At 34.7% G+C, this 17,177-nt stretch carries 17 protein-coding genes; 4 read left to right on the forward strand and 13 right to left on the reverse strand.

Annotation, left to right across the window (positions count from 1 at the left end; all coding sequences use genetic code 11):
* Nucleotides 1-4: 4 nt before the first annotated feature.
* From casA to JNUCC72_RS03025, 5 genes are all read right to left on the reverse strand, one after another.
* Nucleotides 5-1,627, reverse strand: coding sequence for a type I-E CRISPR-associated protein Cse1/CasA (casA, locus tag JNUCC72_RS03005; RefSeq protein ID WP_454142764.1), 1,623 nt, complete (start codon nt 1,625-1,627; stop codon nt 5-7).
* On the reverse strand, nt 1,628-4,387 hold the full coding sequence (gene cas3, locus JNUCC72_RS03010; protein ID WP_454142766.1) for a CRISPR-associated helicase Cas3': 2,760 nt from the start codon (nt 4,385-4,387) through the stop codon (nt 1,628-1,630).
* A gap of 268 nt (nt 4,388-4,655) precedes the next feature.
* Nucleotides 4,656-5,153, reverse strand: a complete 498-nt coding sequence (locus tag JNUCC72_RS03015; RefSeq protein WP_454142768.1) for a dihydrofolate reductase — start codon at nt 5,151-5,153, stop codon at nt 4,656-4,658.
* Nucleotides 5,154-5,157: 4 nt separating this feature from the next.
* Nucleotides 5,158-6,114 (reverse strand): thymidylate synthase, encoded by a 957-nt coding sequence (locus JNUCC72_RS03020; RefSeq protein ID WP_454142770.1) that lies wholly within the window; start codon nt 6,112-6,114, stop codon nt 5,158-5,160.
* Nucleotides 6,107-7,315 (reverse strand): CCA tRNA nucleotidyltransferase, encoded by a 1,209-nt coding sequence (locus JNUCC72_RS03025; protein ID WP_454142772.1) that lies wholly within the window; start codon nt 7,313-7,315, stop codon nt 6,107-6,109. The genes JNUCC72_RS03020 and JNUCC72_RS03025 overlap by 8 nt, the downstream gene beginning before the upstream one ends.
* A gap of 89 nt (nt 7,316-7,404) precedes the next feature.
* Between JNUCC72_RS03025 and JNUCC72_RS03030 the strand changes: the two genes are divergently transcribed.
* A complete protein-coding gene (locus JNUCC72_RS03030) occupies nt 7,405-8,301 on the forward strand; it encodes a YitT family protein (RefSeq protein ID WP_454142774.1) in 897 nt (298 codons plus the stop codon).
* 343 nt (nt 8,302-8,644) lie between these two features.
* Here JNUCC72_RS03030 and JNUCC72_RS03035 read toward each other — a convergent pair whose 3' ends face one another.
* Nucleotides 8,645-9,058, reverse strand: a complete 414-nt coding sequence (locus JNUCC72_RS03035; protein ID WP_454142776.1) for a cytidine deaminase family protein — start codon at nt 9,056-9,058, stop codon at nt 8,645-8,647.
* A gap of 188 nt (nt 9,059-9,246) precedes the next feature.
* Between JNUCC72_RS03035 and JNUCC72_RS03040 the strand changes: the two genes are divergently transcribed.
* Nucleotides 9,247-9,822 carry a DUF1989 domain-containing protein gene (locus tag JNUCC72_RS03040; protein WP_454142778.1) on the forward strand — a complete coding sequence of 192 codons (576 nt, stop codon included), beginning with the start codon at nt 9,247-9,249 and terminating at the stop codon, nt 9,820-9,822.
* Between the two features lie 37 nt (nt 9,823-9,859).
* On the opposite strand, the gene JNUCC72_RS03045 is transcribed toward JNUCC72_RS03040, so the two are convergent.
* Nucleotides 9,860-10,861 carry an alpha/beta hydrolase gene (locus JNUCC72_RS03045; RefSeq protein WP_454142780.1) on the reverse strand — a complete coding sequence of 334 codons (1,002 nt, stop codon included), beginning with the start codon at nt 10,859-10,861 and terminating at the stop codon, nt 9,860-9,862.
* Between the two features lie 107 nt (nt 10,862-10,968).
* On the opposite strand from JNUCC72_RS03045, the gene JNUCC72_RS03050 reads away from it, so the two are divergent.
* The gene (locus tag JNUCC72_RS03050) at nt 10,969-11,403 is read left to right on the forward strand and encodes a MerR family transcriptional regulator (protein WP_454142782.1); all 435 of its coding nucleotides are present in this window, start codon (nt 10,969-10,971) and stop codon (nt 11,401-11,403) included.
* A gap of 46 nt (nt 11,404-11,449) precedes the next feature.
* On the opposite strand, the gene JNUCC72_RS03055 is transcribed toward JNUCC72_RS03050, so the two are convergent.
* Nucleotides 11,450-11,647, reverse strand: a complete 198-nt coding sequence (locus JNUCC72_RS03055) for a cold-shock protein (protein WP_056975039.1) — start codon at nt 11,645-11,647, stop codon at nt 11,450-11,452.
* Between the two features lie 260 nt (nt 11,648-11,907).
* On the opposite strand from JNUCC72_RS03055, the gene JNUCC72_RS03060 reads away from it, so the two are divergent.
* On the forward strand, nt 11,908-12,105 hold the full coding sequence (locus JNUCC72_RS03060; RefSeq protein WP_454142784.1) for a DUF3923 family protein: 198 nt from the start codon (nt 11,908-11,910) through the stop codon (nt 12,103-12,105).
* 26 nt (nt 12,106-12,131) lie between these two features.
* Here the strand turns inward: JNUCC72_RS03060 and JNUCC72_RS03065 are convergent, their stop codons facing one another.
* The 5 genes from JNUCC72_RS03065 to der all read right to left on the reverse strand — a co-directional run bounded on the left by JNUCC72_RS03065 (nt 12,132) and on the right by der (nt 17,166).
* A complete protein-coding gene (locus JNUCC72_RS03065; protein ID WP_454142786.1) occupies nt 12,132-12,341 on the reverse strand; it encodes a DUF6897 domain-containing protein in 210 nt (69 codons plus the stop codon).
* 97 nt (nt 12,342-12,438) lie between these two features.
* A complete protein-coding gene (locus tag JNUCC72_RS03070; RefSeq protein ID WP_454142788.1) occupies nt 12,439-13,923 on the reverse strand; it encodes a metal ABC transporter solute-binding protein, Zn/Mn family in 1,485 nt (494 codons plus the stop codon).
* 155 nt (nt 13,924-14,078) lie between these two features.
* On the reverse strand, nt 14,079-15,338 hold the full coding sequence (locus tag JNUCC72_RS03075; RefSeq protein WP_454142790.1) for a tetratricopeptide repeat protein: 1,260 nt from the start codon (nt 15,336-15,338) through the stop codon (nt 14,079-14,081).
* A 79-nt stretch (nt 15,339-15,417) separates the two neighbouring features.
* A complete protein-coding gene (locus JNUCC72_RS03080) occupies nt 15,418-15,693 on the reverse strand; it encodes an HU family DNA-binding protein (RefSeq protein WP_056974976.1) in 276 nt (91 codons plus the stop codon).
* A 162-nt stretch (nt 15,694-15,855) separates the two neighbouring features.
* On the reverse strand, nt 15,856-17,166 hold the full coding sequence (gene der, locus JNUCC72_RS03085; RefSeq protein ID WP_454142792.1) for a ribosome biogenesis GTPase Der: 1,311 nt from the start codon (nt 17,164-17,166) through the stop codon (nt 15,856-15,858).
* Nucleotides 17,167-17,177: the final 11 nt, after the last annotated feature.

Here is a 17,177-nt window from a genome sequence, read left to right on the forward strand (position 1 = left end):
GCTACTACTCCTCTCCTTGTAATAATTGATTTAATCGCCATTTGAATTTCATATACTGAGTGACAACATTTTCCATTGACTGTGTTTTATCGTTTGGCACACCCTTCAAATCTCGAACGGTTAATGGATGAATTAATAAATCTGCTTGTTGAAGTAAGATAGTTTTTAATTGCTTTCGCCAAATCAATCTATAACCATTCATTCTAGTGCGAGGCATAATATTTACTAGCCAATTTCTAAAAGGTGTATCAACAGTATAATAAGATTGTTCTACTATTTTCTCAGGTAAAGTAGCATCTGAAGCATTTCGTATTTTAGTAATATCTTTTGCCAGATATCCTAACAAGCCAATTGCTTTCTTTGTTGTTTCAACTTCAAGGTTTATTTGATTTAAAGTTCGTTTGTTTTTGTTAGCATCTCCAATAACACTATCCTGCATAACAAATTCATCATACAACTCACCATTGGGCATACTTGAAGCATCTCGGTTATAAGACATTCCCACAGCTGTTATTTTCACTGTTTTTAAATCTACAACTTCACGAACAGTTTCACTTCTATACCAGGATAGAATTTCAGGTTGAGGACTGGAACCCTCAGTTGTTTGATCAATACCCCCAACCAGACCAAATGAGCGCCATAAAGATTGTCCTGGATTATGTTGTTTTGGAATGGTATTGCCTTTGTTAGTCCCTGTTTTAGGTATTTGCCACATAGTCATCGGCTCATACTTACTCATTGCATCTGAATCTAGTTTAGGCTTTTGAACAGCTTTGATTTCAACATCCTTTTTTGTTAAGTCAGTTTGAGGGTCAATCACTAATAATCTTGAACAATTGGTATAAATTTCTGCATAGTTTTTTGGAATATAAGCTTCATCAAGCTTTAATTTTTCATCTATTGCCCATTCCCAAGTTGGATGTTGAACGGTTTGATTTTCAAAGATAAAGTTCAGCATTAGGGTTTGAAATAGGTTATCACCTTGCAGATAGATAATGCCAAGTCCTAATAACCATCCTTTGCTAGCGGAAGCTTTCATTTTCGGTAACTTAGCCTTATCACCAGTTCCGGTAAAGTTTTGAAAGGCCACTACCCATCTAGCAAGTAAATCATCGGTTAAACTATTACGATATTCTTCCGCTGTTGGCGCAAATAACTCCGATTTATTATTACTTTCAGAAATCAAACGGTTAATTAGCTTTCCACTAATTGAACCTGTTTTAGTCACTTTGGCTTTTTCTAAATCGGCTTCAGTCACCTGAAGAAACGGTGATTTTTCGTCATACAGGTTGAATTTATCAGATTGACTATTTAAATAGTCTGTAATTACCGCATGAGGGAACTCTTGATTCTTCCAAATCGTTTGCCATGTTTCCTTTACATCTTCTTCACTTAAGCTATCTTTTTCTACCTCACCACCGTCTAAATCATAACGATTAAAAACAGTATGTAAAACAGCTAACAACAATCTAATTACCGCAAAATCTTGCGAAGTTGTTTCACCAGCTAATCGTTTATATTGTGGTGCATTTTCAAAAATGTCTAAAAGTGATACTTTTTTTGTTTGACTACGGTCATTTTCAACAACCTTGATCCAAGGTTCTTGTAATAAATTGTACCTTCCCAATTAGTCGCCCTCCTTTTTATTAACAATTAATCCTAATTTTGTATCATAGGTTAGTTGATAGCCTTCTAACTCATATTGTCCGTGTTGATCCAACTTAATCCCTAGTTCGCCTTTTAACCACGAACTAGCTTGCCATGAATCAAAAATTGAATTTGTTTCTTTTTCTAATTTGTCGATTGTTTTATCAATAGAGTAAGATTTCGAAAAAATATGCGGCAGTCTCAATGTTTGTTTAGCTAGTTCTTTTGCCACTTCTTGATTTTGACTATCTATCTCGGTAGCAATATTAATGTCTTTACCAATCATTGTATATGCTCTTTCGTCAGCTAATTCTTGAACTAGAATAACCTCGATACTTTCTTCAGTATCTCGAACTTGAGCTAACCCTTGTGCATCTTGAGTGTTATCAGCATTTTTAAGCCAACCAATAAGGTTATTCGGTGTTTTGTTATACTCTTTCAAAAGATAAGTTTGGGCCTTATGCTTAGCTCGCTTCATTCGTATTTCATGTTCTCGTTTGGCATCTTCATAGTGTTCCACATACGATTGATTCATATCAATTTCAGTATCAAAATCATAAACTTTTTGAACTAAAGTTGAGATATCGATTGGCAATTGTATTTGATCAGGTAAGCAATGCTGTGTTCGCATTAACAAATAATCGCCATAAATGAAACTTGAACCTGAATCATAAGTATAATCATCGGTTGTTTGCATCACGTAAACAGTTGGCTCTTTCAAAGTACCTGGTCTATACTGATTATTCTTTGGATGACGGTGCAATCGCCCAATTCTTTGTAGTAATAAATCCATTGGAGCAATATCCGTGAATAACACATCAAAATCAATATCTAAACTTTGCTCTAGCACCTGTGTTCCGATAATAATCTTTCGTTTAGGTCTATCACCATTTTTTCCAATAGTACTAATCAAATTAGCTTCTTTTTTAGCCCGATGAGTCGCAATAAAACTAGAATGCAACACTTCTATACCTTCGCCAAAAATTGGCTGTAACTCCTGAGCCAGTGCCTGAGATCGTCCCACTGTATTGACAACAATCCCGGCAATTCCCCCATCTCTCAGCAATGTTTGTAACTGAGAAACCAGTTTATCTTCTTCGAATGGTGTGACAGCGACAGATTTTGAAGACTTAGTTTCAAAATCTGTTAGTTGGTTAACTTGCTCACCATCAGTATAAGTCACTAATGGATAAGCTAGATTAGACTTTATTTCATCTGCATTAACATCTACTTTTCGGCCTTGGTAAGCATCAATTAATTCGATTCGTTTATCTGCAGGTAGTGTCGCAGACAAGATAACAACTGGAATATTGTAATGACCTAGCCATTCTAAAGCCCTTGTTAAATACTGTTGCATATAAGTATCGAAACTATGAGCTTCGTCAATAACAACTACTTTCTTAGAAAATCCTAAGTGACGTAGAGCAAGATGTTTTTTCTTCAAAGCCATTAGTAACAATTGGTCAATTGTTCCAACCACAAAATCATCTAGGATAGCTGTTTTACTTCCAGAAAACCATTCATTAACTAAAACTCCCGCCTGATGCTTATTTTGGTCGTCATCAACATCAATATTGATATAACGCGGTAGTTTTGTGAAATTCTCATTTAGAGCTGCTTTACCATGCACCAATCTAATTTGTTTGTTACTATGTTCTTGAGTCGCAATATCAGACAACCAATTTTCAATTCGCGAAAATATCCCGTTCGTTGTCGCTTGTGTCGGTAAACAGTAAAACAAACCTGTTGATTGTGACTTTTCCATTAATTGTTCAACAGATGCTAAAGCTGCTTCTGTTTTACCAATCCCCATCCCAGCTTCAATAATTATCATGCCAGGATTTTGAGTATGGTTAAGTATTTCAAATAATTGCAACTGTAGACTATTAGGAGTAAATCCAAATCGCTCTGAATAGTAACTATCACAGTCTAATTGTAAATCTGGAATTTCTTGCGGAGTCCGATACCATTTTTTAAATCCTGTTTGATATCGTTGATTTAGATTTTCAGTTTCAAATTGATTCATGTTAAACAATGGAAAATAATTTTCATTACTAGCAATCCAGTCAGCCATAATCAACAAGCCTTCTAAAATAACTTGTGCAGAGACATCTTTGATTTCTGGTAATTCATCAACTGTATTATATCCACTAATATTTAATGACCATTCAAATAATTCTTGATGAATCGCTTTCCAATTTTGGTATATTTCAGTATCTGGAAATTCTTCGAAATAGTAATTATCAACATATTCTTCTATTTGTGATTCAACAAAAAATTGTTCATCTATCGGTTTTCCATGATGACCACCTATTATAGCCGCAATATCTTTTTGAACACCTAAATAGTTAAGAATAGCTTCTCCAGCTAACGCATGAGGAGATTTTTTATCATCCATTAGTTCATAATCACTGTAAAGATTCTCTCGTATCAGATTTTCTTTTACCCATTCATCTAACTCTGCTATCCCTTGATAACTTGGTTTGATTTGAAATACTGGTGTGGCTTTCCCAATGTCATGAGTTAAAGCAATAAAGCTAATAAGTTGTTCAGGTTCAATCTCCGAATCAACTGATATTGAGTGCCGTATAACCTGACGCTGATTTTCACTTAAATAAAATCGATACAACAATTTGATTACAGCTTGCGTATCTAATAAATGTTGCTGAAGCGGTAGCCATTTAGGTAATCCGTCATCCCCCTGAGCTTTTTTAGCCCATAAAACTTTTGTTTTATTCATTTCATCCCCCCTTTCTGTTTTATATCATACAATATTATATTCCAAAAAACAACTGTGATTAAAAAACAGCTATTTTATAGCTATTTTTTTCTCTCGCGTTTGCGAGATATAATATTTAAGACTTAGTCTCATCGTACAATATTATTGGATCACTTTCGCGCTTGCGAAAATAGTCGTTGTAAATTTACGACGATAATTATTATATCAAATTTCAATACGCTACCATACAAAAAAGGTTCTAAAATCAGGTGATTTTAGAACCTTTTTATTATTTTCTTTTATAAATTAAATAGGTATGTGGATATTCATTCTTATCATCCACAGGACCTTCTTCTTTTGAGATTAACTCATAATCTGAATAATCAATTTCAGGCATATGGGTATCCCCTTCAAAAGCATGGTGGATCTGTGTTAAGTAAAGTAAATCAACATCATCAAGTAATTGACGATAAACCTGAGTTCCACCAATTATAAACACAATATCTTCAGACATGTCACGCAAACTGCGTAACAATTCATCTTTATCATTAAAAACTTCAACACCTTCGTGAGACCAGTTTTTATCCCGAGTCAAGACGATATTTTTTCTGGCTGGTAAAGGTTGAATATTCAAACTATCAAAAGTACGGCGTCCCATTACAACAGGATGCCCTTTAGTTGTATCCTTAAAAAACTTTAAATCCGCTGGCAAGAACCAAGGGATGTTACCGTCTTTTCCAATCAAATGATTTTGATCTTCAGCCCAAATAAATGCTAGTTTTGACATAATATTATACCGCCACAGGTGCTTTAATCGCACCTTGTGGTTCATATCCTTTCAACTTAATATCTTCTACTTCAACATCAAAAATACTCTTGCCATTCAAATCAAGTTCCAATTGAGGCCCCTCATTTGGCGTGCGACTCAATTGTGTTTCAATTTGATTGAAATGGTTTTGATAAATATGTGCATCCCCAAACGTATGCACGAATTCACCAACTTCAAGACCTGTTTCATGTGCAATTAAATGCGTCAAAAGGGCATAGCTCGCAATGTTGAACGGCACACCTAAAAAGATATCCCCACTACGTTGGTAAAGCTGACAAGACAACTTTCCTTCACGTACATAAAATTGGAACAAGGTATGACAAGGTGGTAATGCCATACTTGGCACATCCTCAGGATTCCAAGCACTAACAATCAAACGTCTAGAGTTAGGATTTGATTTGATTTGTGCAATCACATCTTTAATCTGGTCAATAAAACCACCTTCTCTAGTTTGCCATTTACGCCATTGTTTACCGTAAACATCACCTAGATTACCGTATTTTGCAGCAAAATCATCATCTTCTAAAATACGATCTGTGAATTTTTTCTTTTCTGCTTGATAAACTTCAGCAAATTCTGCATCTTCTTGTGAACGAAGACCGAAATCAGTCATATCTGGTCCTGTGTAGTCATCACTTTTGACATAACTTTCAAAAGCCCACTCATCCCAAATATGGTTATTATATTTCAATAGATATTGGATGTTAGTGTCACCTTTTAAAAACCATAGCAATTCACTTTTGATTAGTTTAAAAGGGACACGCTTTGTTGTTAGAATTGGGAAATTTTCAGTCAAGTCAAAACGCATTTGATAGCCAAAAATACTCTTTGTTCCTGTTTTGGTACGGTCATCTTTAAAATGACCCGTTTCCATTACATGTTTTGCAAAATCTAGATATTGTTGTTCGTTTTTATTCATGGAAATCTCCCAATTCAATATAATTTTTGATAGCTTTTAAATCATTTTCTAATTCATGATTCAAAATAGCCTCTTCAACCTCATACAAAATTTGACCAATAGCAGGACCTGGTCTTAACCCTAAGTCTTTAATCAAAATTTTGCCATCAATGGCTAATTCATCACGTGATTTAATCAATAATTGCTCATAACGGTCAACTAATAAAGTGGCATTAACTTCTTCGCCAAACATTCGCATTAAATCAATTGTCTGTAATAAAGTTGTTAGTCCATAGTGATAAAGTTGACGGTTAGTTGGTTCTTTCGCCATCATGATGTCAAACAGCTCAACAACAGCCAATACTTCTTCTTTCACCTTATTAGAGTTCTTCCACTGTACTAAGAACTTTCTGATTTTTGCCAAAGGTAATTGACAAGAAACCGCAATCATAGACCAAAAAACAACTTCATTAGCTGGTAAGAAGTTAATGCCAAGCAAGCGTCTTAGTTCAGCTTCATAGACATTAAGCACAGGAACCTGTTCAAACAATTTGAAGTCGATAAAACTTGCAAATCCTTTTTTGAATCCCTGCCCTAATCCAAGTTTTAAGAATTCATCACGAACACGTTCAACTGCAATTTTAGATAACAGTTCATGGTGTTCAATAATGGCTTCTTTAGTCTGTTGCTCAATACCAAAATCCAACTGGCTTTGGAAACGAACCGCACGCATCATTCTTAAAGCATCTTCATGAAAACGTTCACTCGGATTACCAACAGCTTTAATCACTTGATTATCTAAGTCGTTTAAACCACCAAATAAATCAACAATTTCACCAGTTTCATCCATTGCTAGTGCATTAATTGTAAAATCTCTTCTTTTTAAGTCTTCAGTCAAGCTTTTAACAAACGTCACCTTATCAGGACGTCTAAAATCTTGATATTCAGATTCTGTTCTAAATGTTGTCACTTCATAAGTTTGTTTATTTTCAATAACAGTTACGGTACCATGTTCTATCCCAGTATCAACTGTCTTTTTGAAAGTTTGCTTAATCTCTTCAGGATAAGCACTTGTTGCAATGTCAATATCATTAATTGGGCGGTTGATTAGCAAGTCACGAACTGACCCACCAACAAAATACGCCTCAAACCCATTATCTCTTAAAGCTTTTAAAATCGGGGCAGCTTCTTCAAATAATTCAGGTAATTTTTCTACTCGCATAATCGTCGTCACCTCTTACGTTGATAGATTTATATTATCAAAACTGGTATGCTTTTCAAAGAGCCGATTCTTTATTAGGGGGGAATTTTATGAAAAGAATAAATCTCTATCGTACGTTGGTTGACCTGTTCATGATTACTTTGGGAACATTTACATATGCTTTTGGAATAGTTGCGATTAACATTCAAAACAACTTAGCTGAAGGTGGTTTAACTGGGATTACGTTGATTATTCGCTATTGGTTGCATGTTGACCCTGCCTATTCAACAATTATCTTGAATATTCCAATTTTGATATTGGGTTACTACTTCCTAGGTAAAAAAGCTATTTTTTATACCTTATGGGGAACAGCATCCCTTTCAGCAGGACTTTGGGTCTGGCAAAGAACTTCTCTTGCCACCGCCATTAACCTTGATCACGACTTATTTATCTCAGCTCTTTTAGCTGGACTTTTTGCAGGGGTTGGGCTTGGTATCACCTTCAAGTTCGGTGGAACTAGTGGTGGTGTCGACATCCTAGGTAAAATCCTTGAAATCAAAAAAGGAATTTCCATGGGTAAATCACTACTACTATTTGACTTATTTGTACTTTTAGCTTCACTCAGTTACCTAGATGTCAAACACATGATGTACACACTTCTTGTTTCGTTTGTCTTCTCAAAAGTTGTGAACTTCGTACAAGATAGTTCCTATAATGCCAAGGGAACTTTCATTGTCTCCGAGCATTATACAGAAGTAGCTGAAGCTATTAAATATAATTTGGATCGTGGTGTGACATTTATGGATGCTGAAGGTGGCTATAAAAATCACAAAAAGAAAGTCATCTACTGTATTGTTCGACCAAATGAGTTACACAATTTGAAAACGGTTGTTCATGAAGTCGATGAAGCAGCTTTTGTTTCAATCTTTGATGTTAATGAAACCATCGGAAACGGCTTTTCTTATCAGCCACTAAAGAAAAAACGCTTTTTTAAAAAAGCAAATTAAGAAGTCTTAGAGGCTTCTTTTTTAGTTAAGCATTAAATTAATTATCAAAACATGCTAGCATTAGATTAGATGTAGTGAAGGAGTACTTACATATGAAAGATAGCCCTAAAATTATTAAAATTTCTACACTTAGCACCCTAATTTTGCTAGTAACTTATTTGATACTGAGCTTTTTTGATTGGCACAACCCAACAGCTGACACTGTAATTGGTCTACTCTTTGGTTTTCTCTTTCTTTTTAATCTAGTTCTTTTTATTAGACAAATTAGAAACAATCAAGAATAGACTCTTTATATAGCAAAAGCACATAGTACCTTAAAGTACTATGTGCTTTTTAATTGCTATTAACTTCTCATTTCGCCCCACCATTTTGGTAATAATTCCGCTAATTTAATAGTTTCTCTCGTATCATAATCAACCATAATTTCTGTTTCAGCGTTTTCCTTATTTAACTGCATCAAGAATTCACGACATGCTCCACATGGCATCCCACCTACACCTGAAGGTGCCTCATCTCGAAAAGCAATAATTCGCTTAATCTTTGTCTGTTTACTAAATTGGTACATATTAAAAGCTGCTGCACGTTCAGCACAAAGATGAAAGACACCCGCTGCTGCCTCAAAACAGTAACCAGTATAAATTTCGCCATCCTCAGCTTCTAAAGCACAAACAACATGTTCAGCGTAGACAAACGGCGAAACATCATGTGGATTGTATAATCCTTTCGCACTATCAAATAGTCTTTCCCAAATATCCATACAAAAATACCCCCTTATATTTCCTAATAGTATAACAAATATACAAATGCTTGATACCTTTTAATCGACCCTTTATTACAGAAGCTTACATGCTATTTTACAGGAAGTTTTAGAATATAGTATAATATTTGATTAAAGTAATATTATATTTTTTATTTTAATATAATTTGAAAGGATCACTGTAATTAATGACAGAATATTTAATCAAACCATTTAGCGGACAAAGCTTTAAAATTAAAACTGGAGAAACTTTAACTATAATTGACGTAGAAGGTGGACAAGTTGCCGACTTCTTTGCTGAAAAATCGTCAGATAAAAATGAGTTTTTATCTTCTGCCGTAACCATCGATTGTAATGAATCAGTTAAATTAAATGTTAAAGATACGATATACTCGAATGTTTATAATCAGATGTTCACAATTTTAGAAGATGAAGTAGGCGAACATGACTTATTGTTCCCTTGCTGTAGACCAGAAATGTATGATTTTCTTTATGAAAACGGCGATAATCATCCTAATTGTTTTGATAATATCAATCACAGTCTTAGAGAATACAGACCTATTATTAATCCAATCAATATATTCATGAACACAAAAATTGATTCCAACGGAAAAATTACAATTAACACTCCTCTTTCTAAAGCTGGTAGTAAGATTGTTTTAGAAGCAAAAATGGATATGACAGTTGCCGTTGCATCTTGTAGTGTATCTGAAGCAGATACTAATGGCACAAAAAATACTCCTATCAAAGTAATTATTGACTAGTAAAAAAGACTGCTAATAAAAATGGCAGTCTTTTTGTCTATGATTTAAGATTGTTTTCAAAAAATGTTTGAAATTTTTCAAATGGGATAAAATCAATCTGATCATACAAATCAGTATGAGTAGCGTTAGGTATAATTACTAGTTCTTTTAGTTCATTCAATTTATCAAAAGCTTCTTCTGCCATATAGCGTGAATGCGCGTTTCCCCCAGTTACAATTAGAACAGGACGAGGAGAAATCGTATCAATTTTTTGTTGTAGTTGAAAGTTATAATAACCCCATGGACTTATGGCGTTCCATGCACCATTTGAATTGACAGAACGGTCATGAAATGCACGTTTTTTGTAGTAATTAACGAATTCTACTGCGACAGAGTCCATATCACTTGAGACTTCATCGGGTAAAATGTTATCCAGTTCGACTGGATTGTTTTTTTCATCAAACGGTAATTCATGTAACCCCGCTATTTCTTTATGATTTTCTGCTATTTCCCATCGTTTTTCACCAAGATAATCTCTTTCAAGGTCTCTTTGAGTACTGGTTTTGGAATTGTTAAGTCCCTTCCACATCGAGTCTGACATGTCGTACATAACACTAGTTACAACTGCTTTAATTCTTTTATCAATAGCTGCTGCAGTCAATACGTGACTTCCTAAACCACAAATACCGATTGCACCGATACCTAATTTTTGGATGCCGAGAAAATCAACAGCAGCTGAAAAGTCCTCCACAAATATATCTGGAGATGCCATGTTTCGAATAATTCCTGAACTTTCTCCAGTTGTTGATTGATCAAACGCTAGTGTAATAAATCCACGCTCAGCCAGACTTTGCGCGTATAAGCCACTCGCCTGTTCTTTCACGGCACCAAACGGTCCAGATATGATAATAGCACTATACTTTTGAGAATCGTCAAATCCCGCAGGCATATAGAGATGCCCAGCTATTGTGAAACTATATTTATTCATGAAAGTCACATTTTGAACATCAATCTCAGGATTGATAGAAAAAACTCTGCTATCGTTTGCCAGTTTTGTCATAGTTAAACCCCTCTTTATTTAAATCTTCTGTGACAGTTAAAAACGTTTACAATATGATGTTAATACCTAAACATGACTTCAGGTCAAGATTAAGATGGAGGTTTTTTATGTACACTATAGGAGAGGTTTCAAAGCTATTTGGTATCCCTATTTCAACTTTACGTTTTTATGATAAAGAAGGACTTTTTCCTTATATTCAAAGGGTTTCGGGCATTCGTCGATTTTCTGAAACTGAGTTAGAAACGTTGCGTGTTATTAATTGTTTAAAGAGATCTGGATTAGAAATAAAAGATATTAATCAATTTATGAAGTGGTGTGAACAGGGAAATGATACGCTTTTGAATCGCAAACAACTTTTTGAGAAGCAAAAAAAAGCTGTTGAAGAAGAGCTAGCAAAGTTAACAGAAGTTTATAACATGATTCAATTTAAGTGCTGGTATTATGGTGAAGCATTGAAATACAATAACGAAGATCTTGCTTCTGCCAAAATCCCCCATGATTTACCCGAAAATGTTAAAACTTTTTATGATATATCCCATTAAAAGGACACAAAAAAAGGAGCTCAATGAGCTCCTTTTGCGTTTGTTACTATTTTTGGATGTTAACTGCTTGAGGACCGCGGTCACTTTGTTCGATATCGAAAGTAACTTTTTGTCCTTCGTCTAAAGTTTTGAATCCATCTGATTGAATAGCTGAGAAGTGAGCAAACACATCTTCACCATTTTCTTGAGTGATAAAACCAAAACCTTTGTCTGCGTTAAACCATTTAACTGTTCCGTTAACCATATATAATTTCCTCCTGTTGCATAATTTAATATGCGTTTTGTTGCAATGAATATTTGATAGGCAAAAGCAAGAATTATACATGTATATAATGTTACAGTTTACGTTTCAAAATCAATTACTTAACTAGTATAACACGGGAATTATACTAATGCTACCCTTTTTTATTAATTTAGTACTTATAAACCCAAAAATCTCCTATTAGTTGCACTATTTTGGCTCAGGGACTACTATAGTGTTACTTAATAATAGGAGGTATTGATATGAAAGTACTGGGTTATATTTTGTCATTAATTTTTTTAGGGGTTTCGCTTTTTCTATGGTTTAGAGGCGCTGATGGCAGTGGCTTAGCTAATACTATGCAAGTCAAACTAGTTTCTTTAACGATATGGATTGCTTTTTCTTTAATTGTTCTAGCAATTTACCTCGTAACTTACCATTTTATCCGTCGTCGTTCTTAATTAGTCCATCAAAAAAGCCCTTTTCTCTAAAAAATAGAAAAGGACTTTTTATTTTGTGCCCTATCTGGCACCTGATTAACACTGATAATATATTTAATTGCAATAAATTGTTCTAACTGTTTTGTTTTTAAAGTCAAAATTCCAGATTCAACCGCTTTTATTTCACCCACAAAGTAAGTTTTTAATGTGGTAATACTACATTGTTTGCCTATCATGTCTTCTAATACTTTATCCACTAGTCACGCCTCCTTTTTATCTTTCCTCCACTCAAACTCTCCTAAATCTTATCAAAATAAAAAAGTCTTAACAACAATCGTTAAGGCTTTTAGTCATTTAATGTAAGACCATTTCTTGGGCAACTTCAAGACCTGATAAGTTGCTCTTATAGTAAGTTGGCCAATTATCCATTTCTTCAAGTAGTTTTTGTTGGCTTTCACCACCAAAGAAAATGTGGAAGTGTTCGGTCTGCTGTGGCGCAATACCATGATCACTAAACTGAACATACTTAAAGCGTCCAGCATTTGGATCATCTGTTGTAAACGTAAAGCGAACGCCACGATTTCCCTTTTTGTAATTCAAAATTTGGTATCCATCGTAATGATAACGATATTTATAATGATTATTACCGACTATAAACTCGATGCTATCAGCATCTATTACTAGTTGGTCGACATCTGTTTTGTAGCCAATGTCATAATAATTCTTGTAATCTTCAGCCGTCATCGTTTGACTTGCTTTTGCTTTATAATCAAACACTGGATTAAGCGTGCCATCTTTTAAGTATGGATAAACGGATTGAAAATCACCCGCATAATCACTTAAATTTCGATCTTTAACAGCTTCATCTTTAAAGTATCCTTGTGCAACAGTCTGTTTGGATTCTGTTGGATTTTCAGATGGAATAGCTTGACCATGAGTTGCTGTCGTTTTTTGAAGAGCTGCTAAATTTTCTTTCATCAGTGTTAAGTAATCTTTTGAACTTGCTTGTTCTAACGGGTTGAGAAATTCAACTTGAACACCCGCTTCACGATTCATTGTATTTTTGAAATCTTCTGTTGTTTCTTGGTCAAAATAGATATAAGGAATATGATTTGCAGAAACATAGTTTTTCAACTCAGCTAATCGACTAGTTGATGGCTTAACATCCGGGTAGATATCTGTAAGCTTAACTTGAGTTAACCCATAATCAAGCGCTAAGTAAGTAAAGCTATCATTTTGTGTAACAAAACTTTTCTGCCCAGCTTCTTTGAATGCCTTAGTATAATCAGCATCTAATTGGGTCAATTGTGCAATATATTTAGAAGCATTTTCTTCAAAAATTTGTGCTTTTTCTGGATAATACGCAATCAACTGATTTTTGATTGTGTTAACTTCTGTAATCGCTCTTTGTGGTGATAAATATGTTCTGACATCAAGTGCGTGCGCATGGTTATGTTCATCTTCTCCATGACTGTGACTATGATCATGCGTTTCACTTGTGCTGGCTAATAAAATAGCATCTTTTGTTCCTGAAACTAACCTAGGTGCTTGATTTCCCCAGTCTTTTTGAGCTTGAGTAAGCCATTCTTCTGATCCTTCACTTTGATAAACCAAAACATCGGACTGTTTTGCTTTCTCTTTATCTTGTTCAGTTAGCTCTGTTGACAATAGACTTACTTCTGCTTCATCGCCTACGATATTCTTCGTAAACTCAGATACTGGATACATCGTCGTTGCAATTTGTATTTTATCTTGATGATGCTTTTCTCTTTCTGTAAGGTAGGCCCCAAATATTAGTAAAGCTACTAAACTAATAATTAATATATGTATTTTTTTCATTAATACTCTCTTTCCCATCTTTTTTTGTAGTAGTTTTCAAAGGTCAATTCACCCTATCTAAATGATAATTATTATCATTTAGATATTAATCATAGCACATCCTTACTTTTTGTCAATATAAACAAAAAAATCCCTTTAATATAAAGGGATTTTTCTTATCTATCTTGTAAATCGTCCAACTCATTTTGCATTTGCAAATCATCAGGATTAACTTTTAAATATTGTTGCATTAATAATACTTGTAGTTCTTGATCTGCCATTTCTCTAGCAAAATTAATCATTTGTTTCAAGAAATCATTGTCTGTTGAAAAAGCACGATAAGCTAATAAGTATTGCGCTTTTGCTTGTTCAAATTGGTCGGTTTCTTGATAAGCTCTAGCAAGATCCCAATTCATCTGAGGTGTTAATTGATCTTCATCAAGCTGTGTCAAAAACTCGATTTCAGCTTGATAGCGATGTTGTCTCAAGTAGGTTTGACTCAATCCTGCTTTTAAAACTTGACTCTCTTCATTAATGGAAAGCCCTTTTTCAAAGATTTTTTGCGCTGTTTCATACTGTTTGAGATAAAGTGCAGATTCTCCAGCAATTTGATATAAAGCCTCATCAAATTCAGTATATGAAAGCCCTGCTTGAGCAGTGTTGAGTGCTTCTTCATTTTTACCAAGATGCTGTTGTGCCATTGCTAAGGGTGCATAGGCGCTGATATAGTCGGGCATTTCATCAACAACGGCCATTAGATACGATTCAGCTTGTTTATCATCATTAACTTGTAGTGATAATAGCCCTAATTGGTAATTAACCTCAGTATCTTTTTCTAAATCATTTAAATCTTTTAATTCGTTTAGAGCTTCTTCATAATCACCCATTTTAGCTAGGGCTAACCCTAAACGTTTTTGGATGTTAGTGTTTGCAACATAGTCTTCTCCACCATCAAGCAATAAGCTGTAGTACTCCGAAGCTGGTTGAAATTGGCCCATAGAGTAATACAGTTCAGCTAAACCAAAGATAATAACGGGCTCTTCTGGGTCAATTTGATGCGCTTCTTTCAATTTTTGCTCTGCTGCCTCAAACACACCCTCTGTTTGATAATAGTCCGCTAAGACAAGCAATGTTTGCAAGTAAGCGTCTGATTCTTCTTTAATATCGTATAAGTAACTTAAGCCTTCTGTTTCCTTATTTTCATTGAGTAATAATTCTCCTAAGAAGACTTTGAAAATGTCTTCACTTGGATGTTGCTTAATCAAAAAGCGATAAACTTGCTGACTTTGATCAGTAAATCCCATTGCATATAATTCTTCTGCCAAACTACTTAAAGTTTCACTATCATCTTCTTTGAAAGCGTGCTTCAAGTTAGTTTGTGCTTCTTCTAGGTTATTATCGCTTAGATTTTGTAAAACTTGTTCTGAATATGACATTTTGTGTCCTCCTTTTTAATGGAAAAACAAAAAGAGGGATACTTAAAAGTATTCCCTCTTTTTTTAGTTAAATAATGTCTTATTTAACAGCATCCTTTAAAGCTTTACCTGGTTTGAATGCAGGTACTTTGCTTTCTGGAATTGTAATTTCTTCACCTGTTTGAGGGTTGCGACCCTTACGTGCAGAGCGAGTACGAACTTCGAAAGTTCCAAAGCCAATCAATTGAACTTTTTCTTCTTTAGAAAGGTCTTCTACGATTGAGTTGAAAACTGCGTCAACAGCTGTTGTAGCTTCTTTTTTAGTAATGTTAGCTTTTTCTGCAACACTTGAAATTAATTCAGCCTTATTTGCCATCTTAGATTTCACCTCCTAAATAATTGGAATATGTATTATATACCCAATGATATAATTTTTAACAACACTTGTTAAAAATTGGAAACAATGAAGACTACCACTCACCATTCCTAACCTTAAAATTATCATAGAAAAGGCTTGGCGACAAGGTTTTTTTGAAATTTATTTCCTTGCACGAGCAATAATATGAATTGGTGAACCTTCAAAATCAAAAGTTTTTCTTAATTGATTGATTAAGAAACGTTTATATGAAAAATGCAGTAATTCAGGATCATTAACAAAGATCACAAAAGTTGGTGGGTTAGCTGAAACTTGTGTCATGTAGTAGACTCTTAAACGTTTTCCTTTAACTAAAGGTGTTGGTGTTAAGCGGGTTGCATCCAATAATACGTCGTTTAGGACAGCTGATTGAATACGTTGGCTATGGTTAACACTAACACGTTTAATTAAGTCTGGTAAATTAGATAGACGTTGTCTTGTTTTGGCTGAAACAAACACAATCGGTGCATAATCTAAATATTGAAATTGTTGACGGATTTTGTCTTCAAATTTCTTCATGGTATCTGTATCTTTTTCAACAGTATCCCATTTGTTTACAACAAAAATGACACCACGGCCGGCTTCGTGAGCATATCCAGCAACATGCTTATCTTGTTCAATAATTCCACGACTAGCGTCAAGAACGACTAGAACAACTTGAGAACGATCAATCGCACTCATCGCACGCATAACAGAATATTTCTCAGTTGATTCATAAACACGTCCACGTTTACGCATACCAGCTGTATCAACCATCGTAAACTCTTGACCAGATTCATCAACGAACTTGGTATCAATAGCGTCACGAGTGGTTCCTTCAACATCAGAAACAATCACACGATCTTCACCTAGCATTGCATTAACTAGAGAAGATTTACCAACATTAGGACGTCCAATCAAACTAAAACGAATACTTTTATCTTCTTCTTGGTCTTCATCTTTTGGTAATTTTTTAACAACTTCATCTAGTAAGTCCCCTAAACCAGTTCCTTGCGAACCAGAGATAGGATAAGGATCACCTAATCCTAAACTATAAAAGTCGTAAATGTCTTGTCTTTGTTCTGGGTTATCTGCTTTATTAATTGCTAAGATTACAGGCTTATCTGCTCTGTATAAAATTTGGGCAATTGTTTCGTCATCATGAGTTAAATGAGTTTTGACATCAGCGATGAAGATGATAACATCTGCTTCTTCAATCGCAATCTCTGCTTGAGCTCTAATTTCTTGTTGAAACATACCTGGTCCTAGCTCAATCCCACCTGTATCAATTAAGTTAAAGTGGTGACCAAGCCATTGACCATGGGCATAAATTCTATCACGAGTCACACCTGGTGTATCTTCTACGATAGAAATTCTTTCGTTAACGATTCGGTTAAAAATCGTTGACTTTCCAACATTAGGACGACCAACAATTGCAACAGTTGGTGTAGCCATATTTTTTCTCC

This window comes from Holzapfeliella sp. JNUCC 72, from assembly GCF_053668685.1.

Bases quoted from the DNA above. Each gene is read 5' to 3' on its own strand.
- cas3 (WP_454142766.1), bottom strand. From the start codon at position 4,387: ATGAATAAAACAAAAGTTTTATGGGCTAAAAAAGCTCAGGGGGATGAC.
- JNUCC72_RS03015 (WP_454142768.1), bottom strand. From the start codon at position 5,153: ATGTCAAAACTAGCATTTATTTGGGCTGAAGATCAAAATCATTTGATT.
- JNUCC72_RS03020 (WP_454142770.1), bottom strand. From the start codon at position 6,114: ATGAATAAAAACGAACAACAATATCTAGATTTTGCAAAACATGTAATG.
- JNUCC72_RS03025 (WP_454142772.1), bottom strand. From the start codon at position 7,315: ATGCGAGTAGAAAAATTACCTGAATTATTTGAAGAAGCTGCCCCGATT.
- JNUCC72_RS03030 (WP_454142774.1), top strand. From the start codon at position 7,405: ATGAAAAGAATAAATCTCTATCGTACGTTGGTTGACCTGTTCATGATT.
- JNUCC72_RS03035 (WP_454142776.1), bottom strand. From the start codon at position 9,058: ATGGATATTTGGGAAAGACTATTTGATAGTGCGAAAGGATTATACAAT.
- JNUCC72_RS03040 (WP_454142778.1), top strand. From the start codon at position 9,247: ATGACAGAATATTTAATCAAACCATTTAGCGGACAAAGCTTTAAAATT.
- JNUCC72_RS03045 (WP_454142780.1), bottom strand. From the start codon at position 10,861: ATGACAAAACTGGCAAACGATAGCAGAGTTTTTTCTATCAATCCTGAG.
- JNUCC72_RS03050 (WP_454142782.1), top strand. From the start codon at position 10,969: ATGTACACTATAGGAGAGGTTTCAAAGCTATTTGGTATCCCTATTTCA.
- JNUCC72_RS03055 (WP_056975039.1), bottom strand. From the start codon at position 11,647: ATGGTTAACGGAACAGTTAAATGGTTTAACGCAGACAAAGGTTTTGGT.
- JNUCC72_RS03060 (WP_454142784.1), top strand. From the start codon at position 11,908: ATGAAAGTACTGGGTTATATTTTGTCATTAATTTTTTTAGGGGTTTCG.
- JNUCC72_RS03070 (WP_454142788.1), bottom strand. From the start codon at position 13,923: ATGAAAAAAATACATATATTAATTATTAGTTTAGTAGCTTTACTAATA.
- JNUCC72_RS03075 (WP_454142790.1), bottom strand. From the start codon at position 15,338: ATGTCATATTCAGAACAAGTTTTACAAAATCTAAGCGATAATAACCTA.
- JNUCC72_RS03080 (WP_056974976.1), bottom strand. From the start codon at position 15,693: ATGGCAAATAAGGCTGAATTAATTTCAAGTGTTGCAGAAAAAGCTAAC.
- der (WP_454142792.1), bottom strand. From the start codon at position 17,166: ATGGCTACACCAACTGTTGCAATTGTTGGTCGTCCTAATGTTGGAAAG.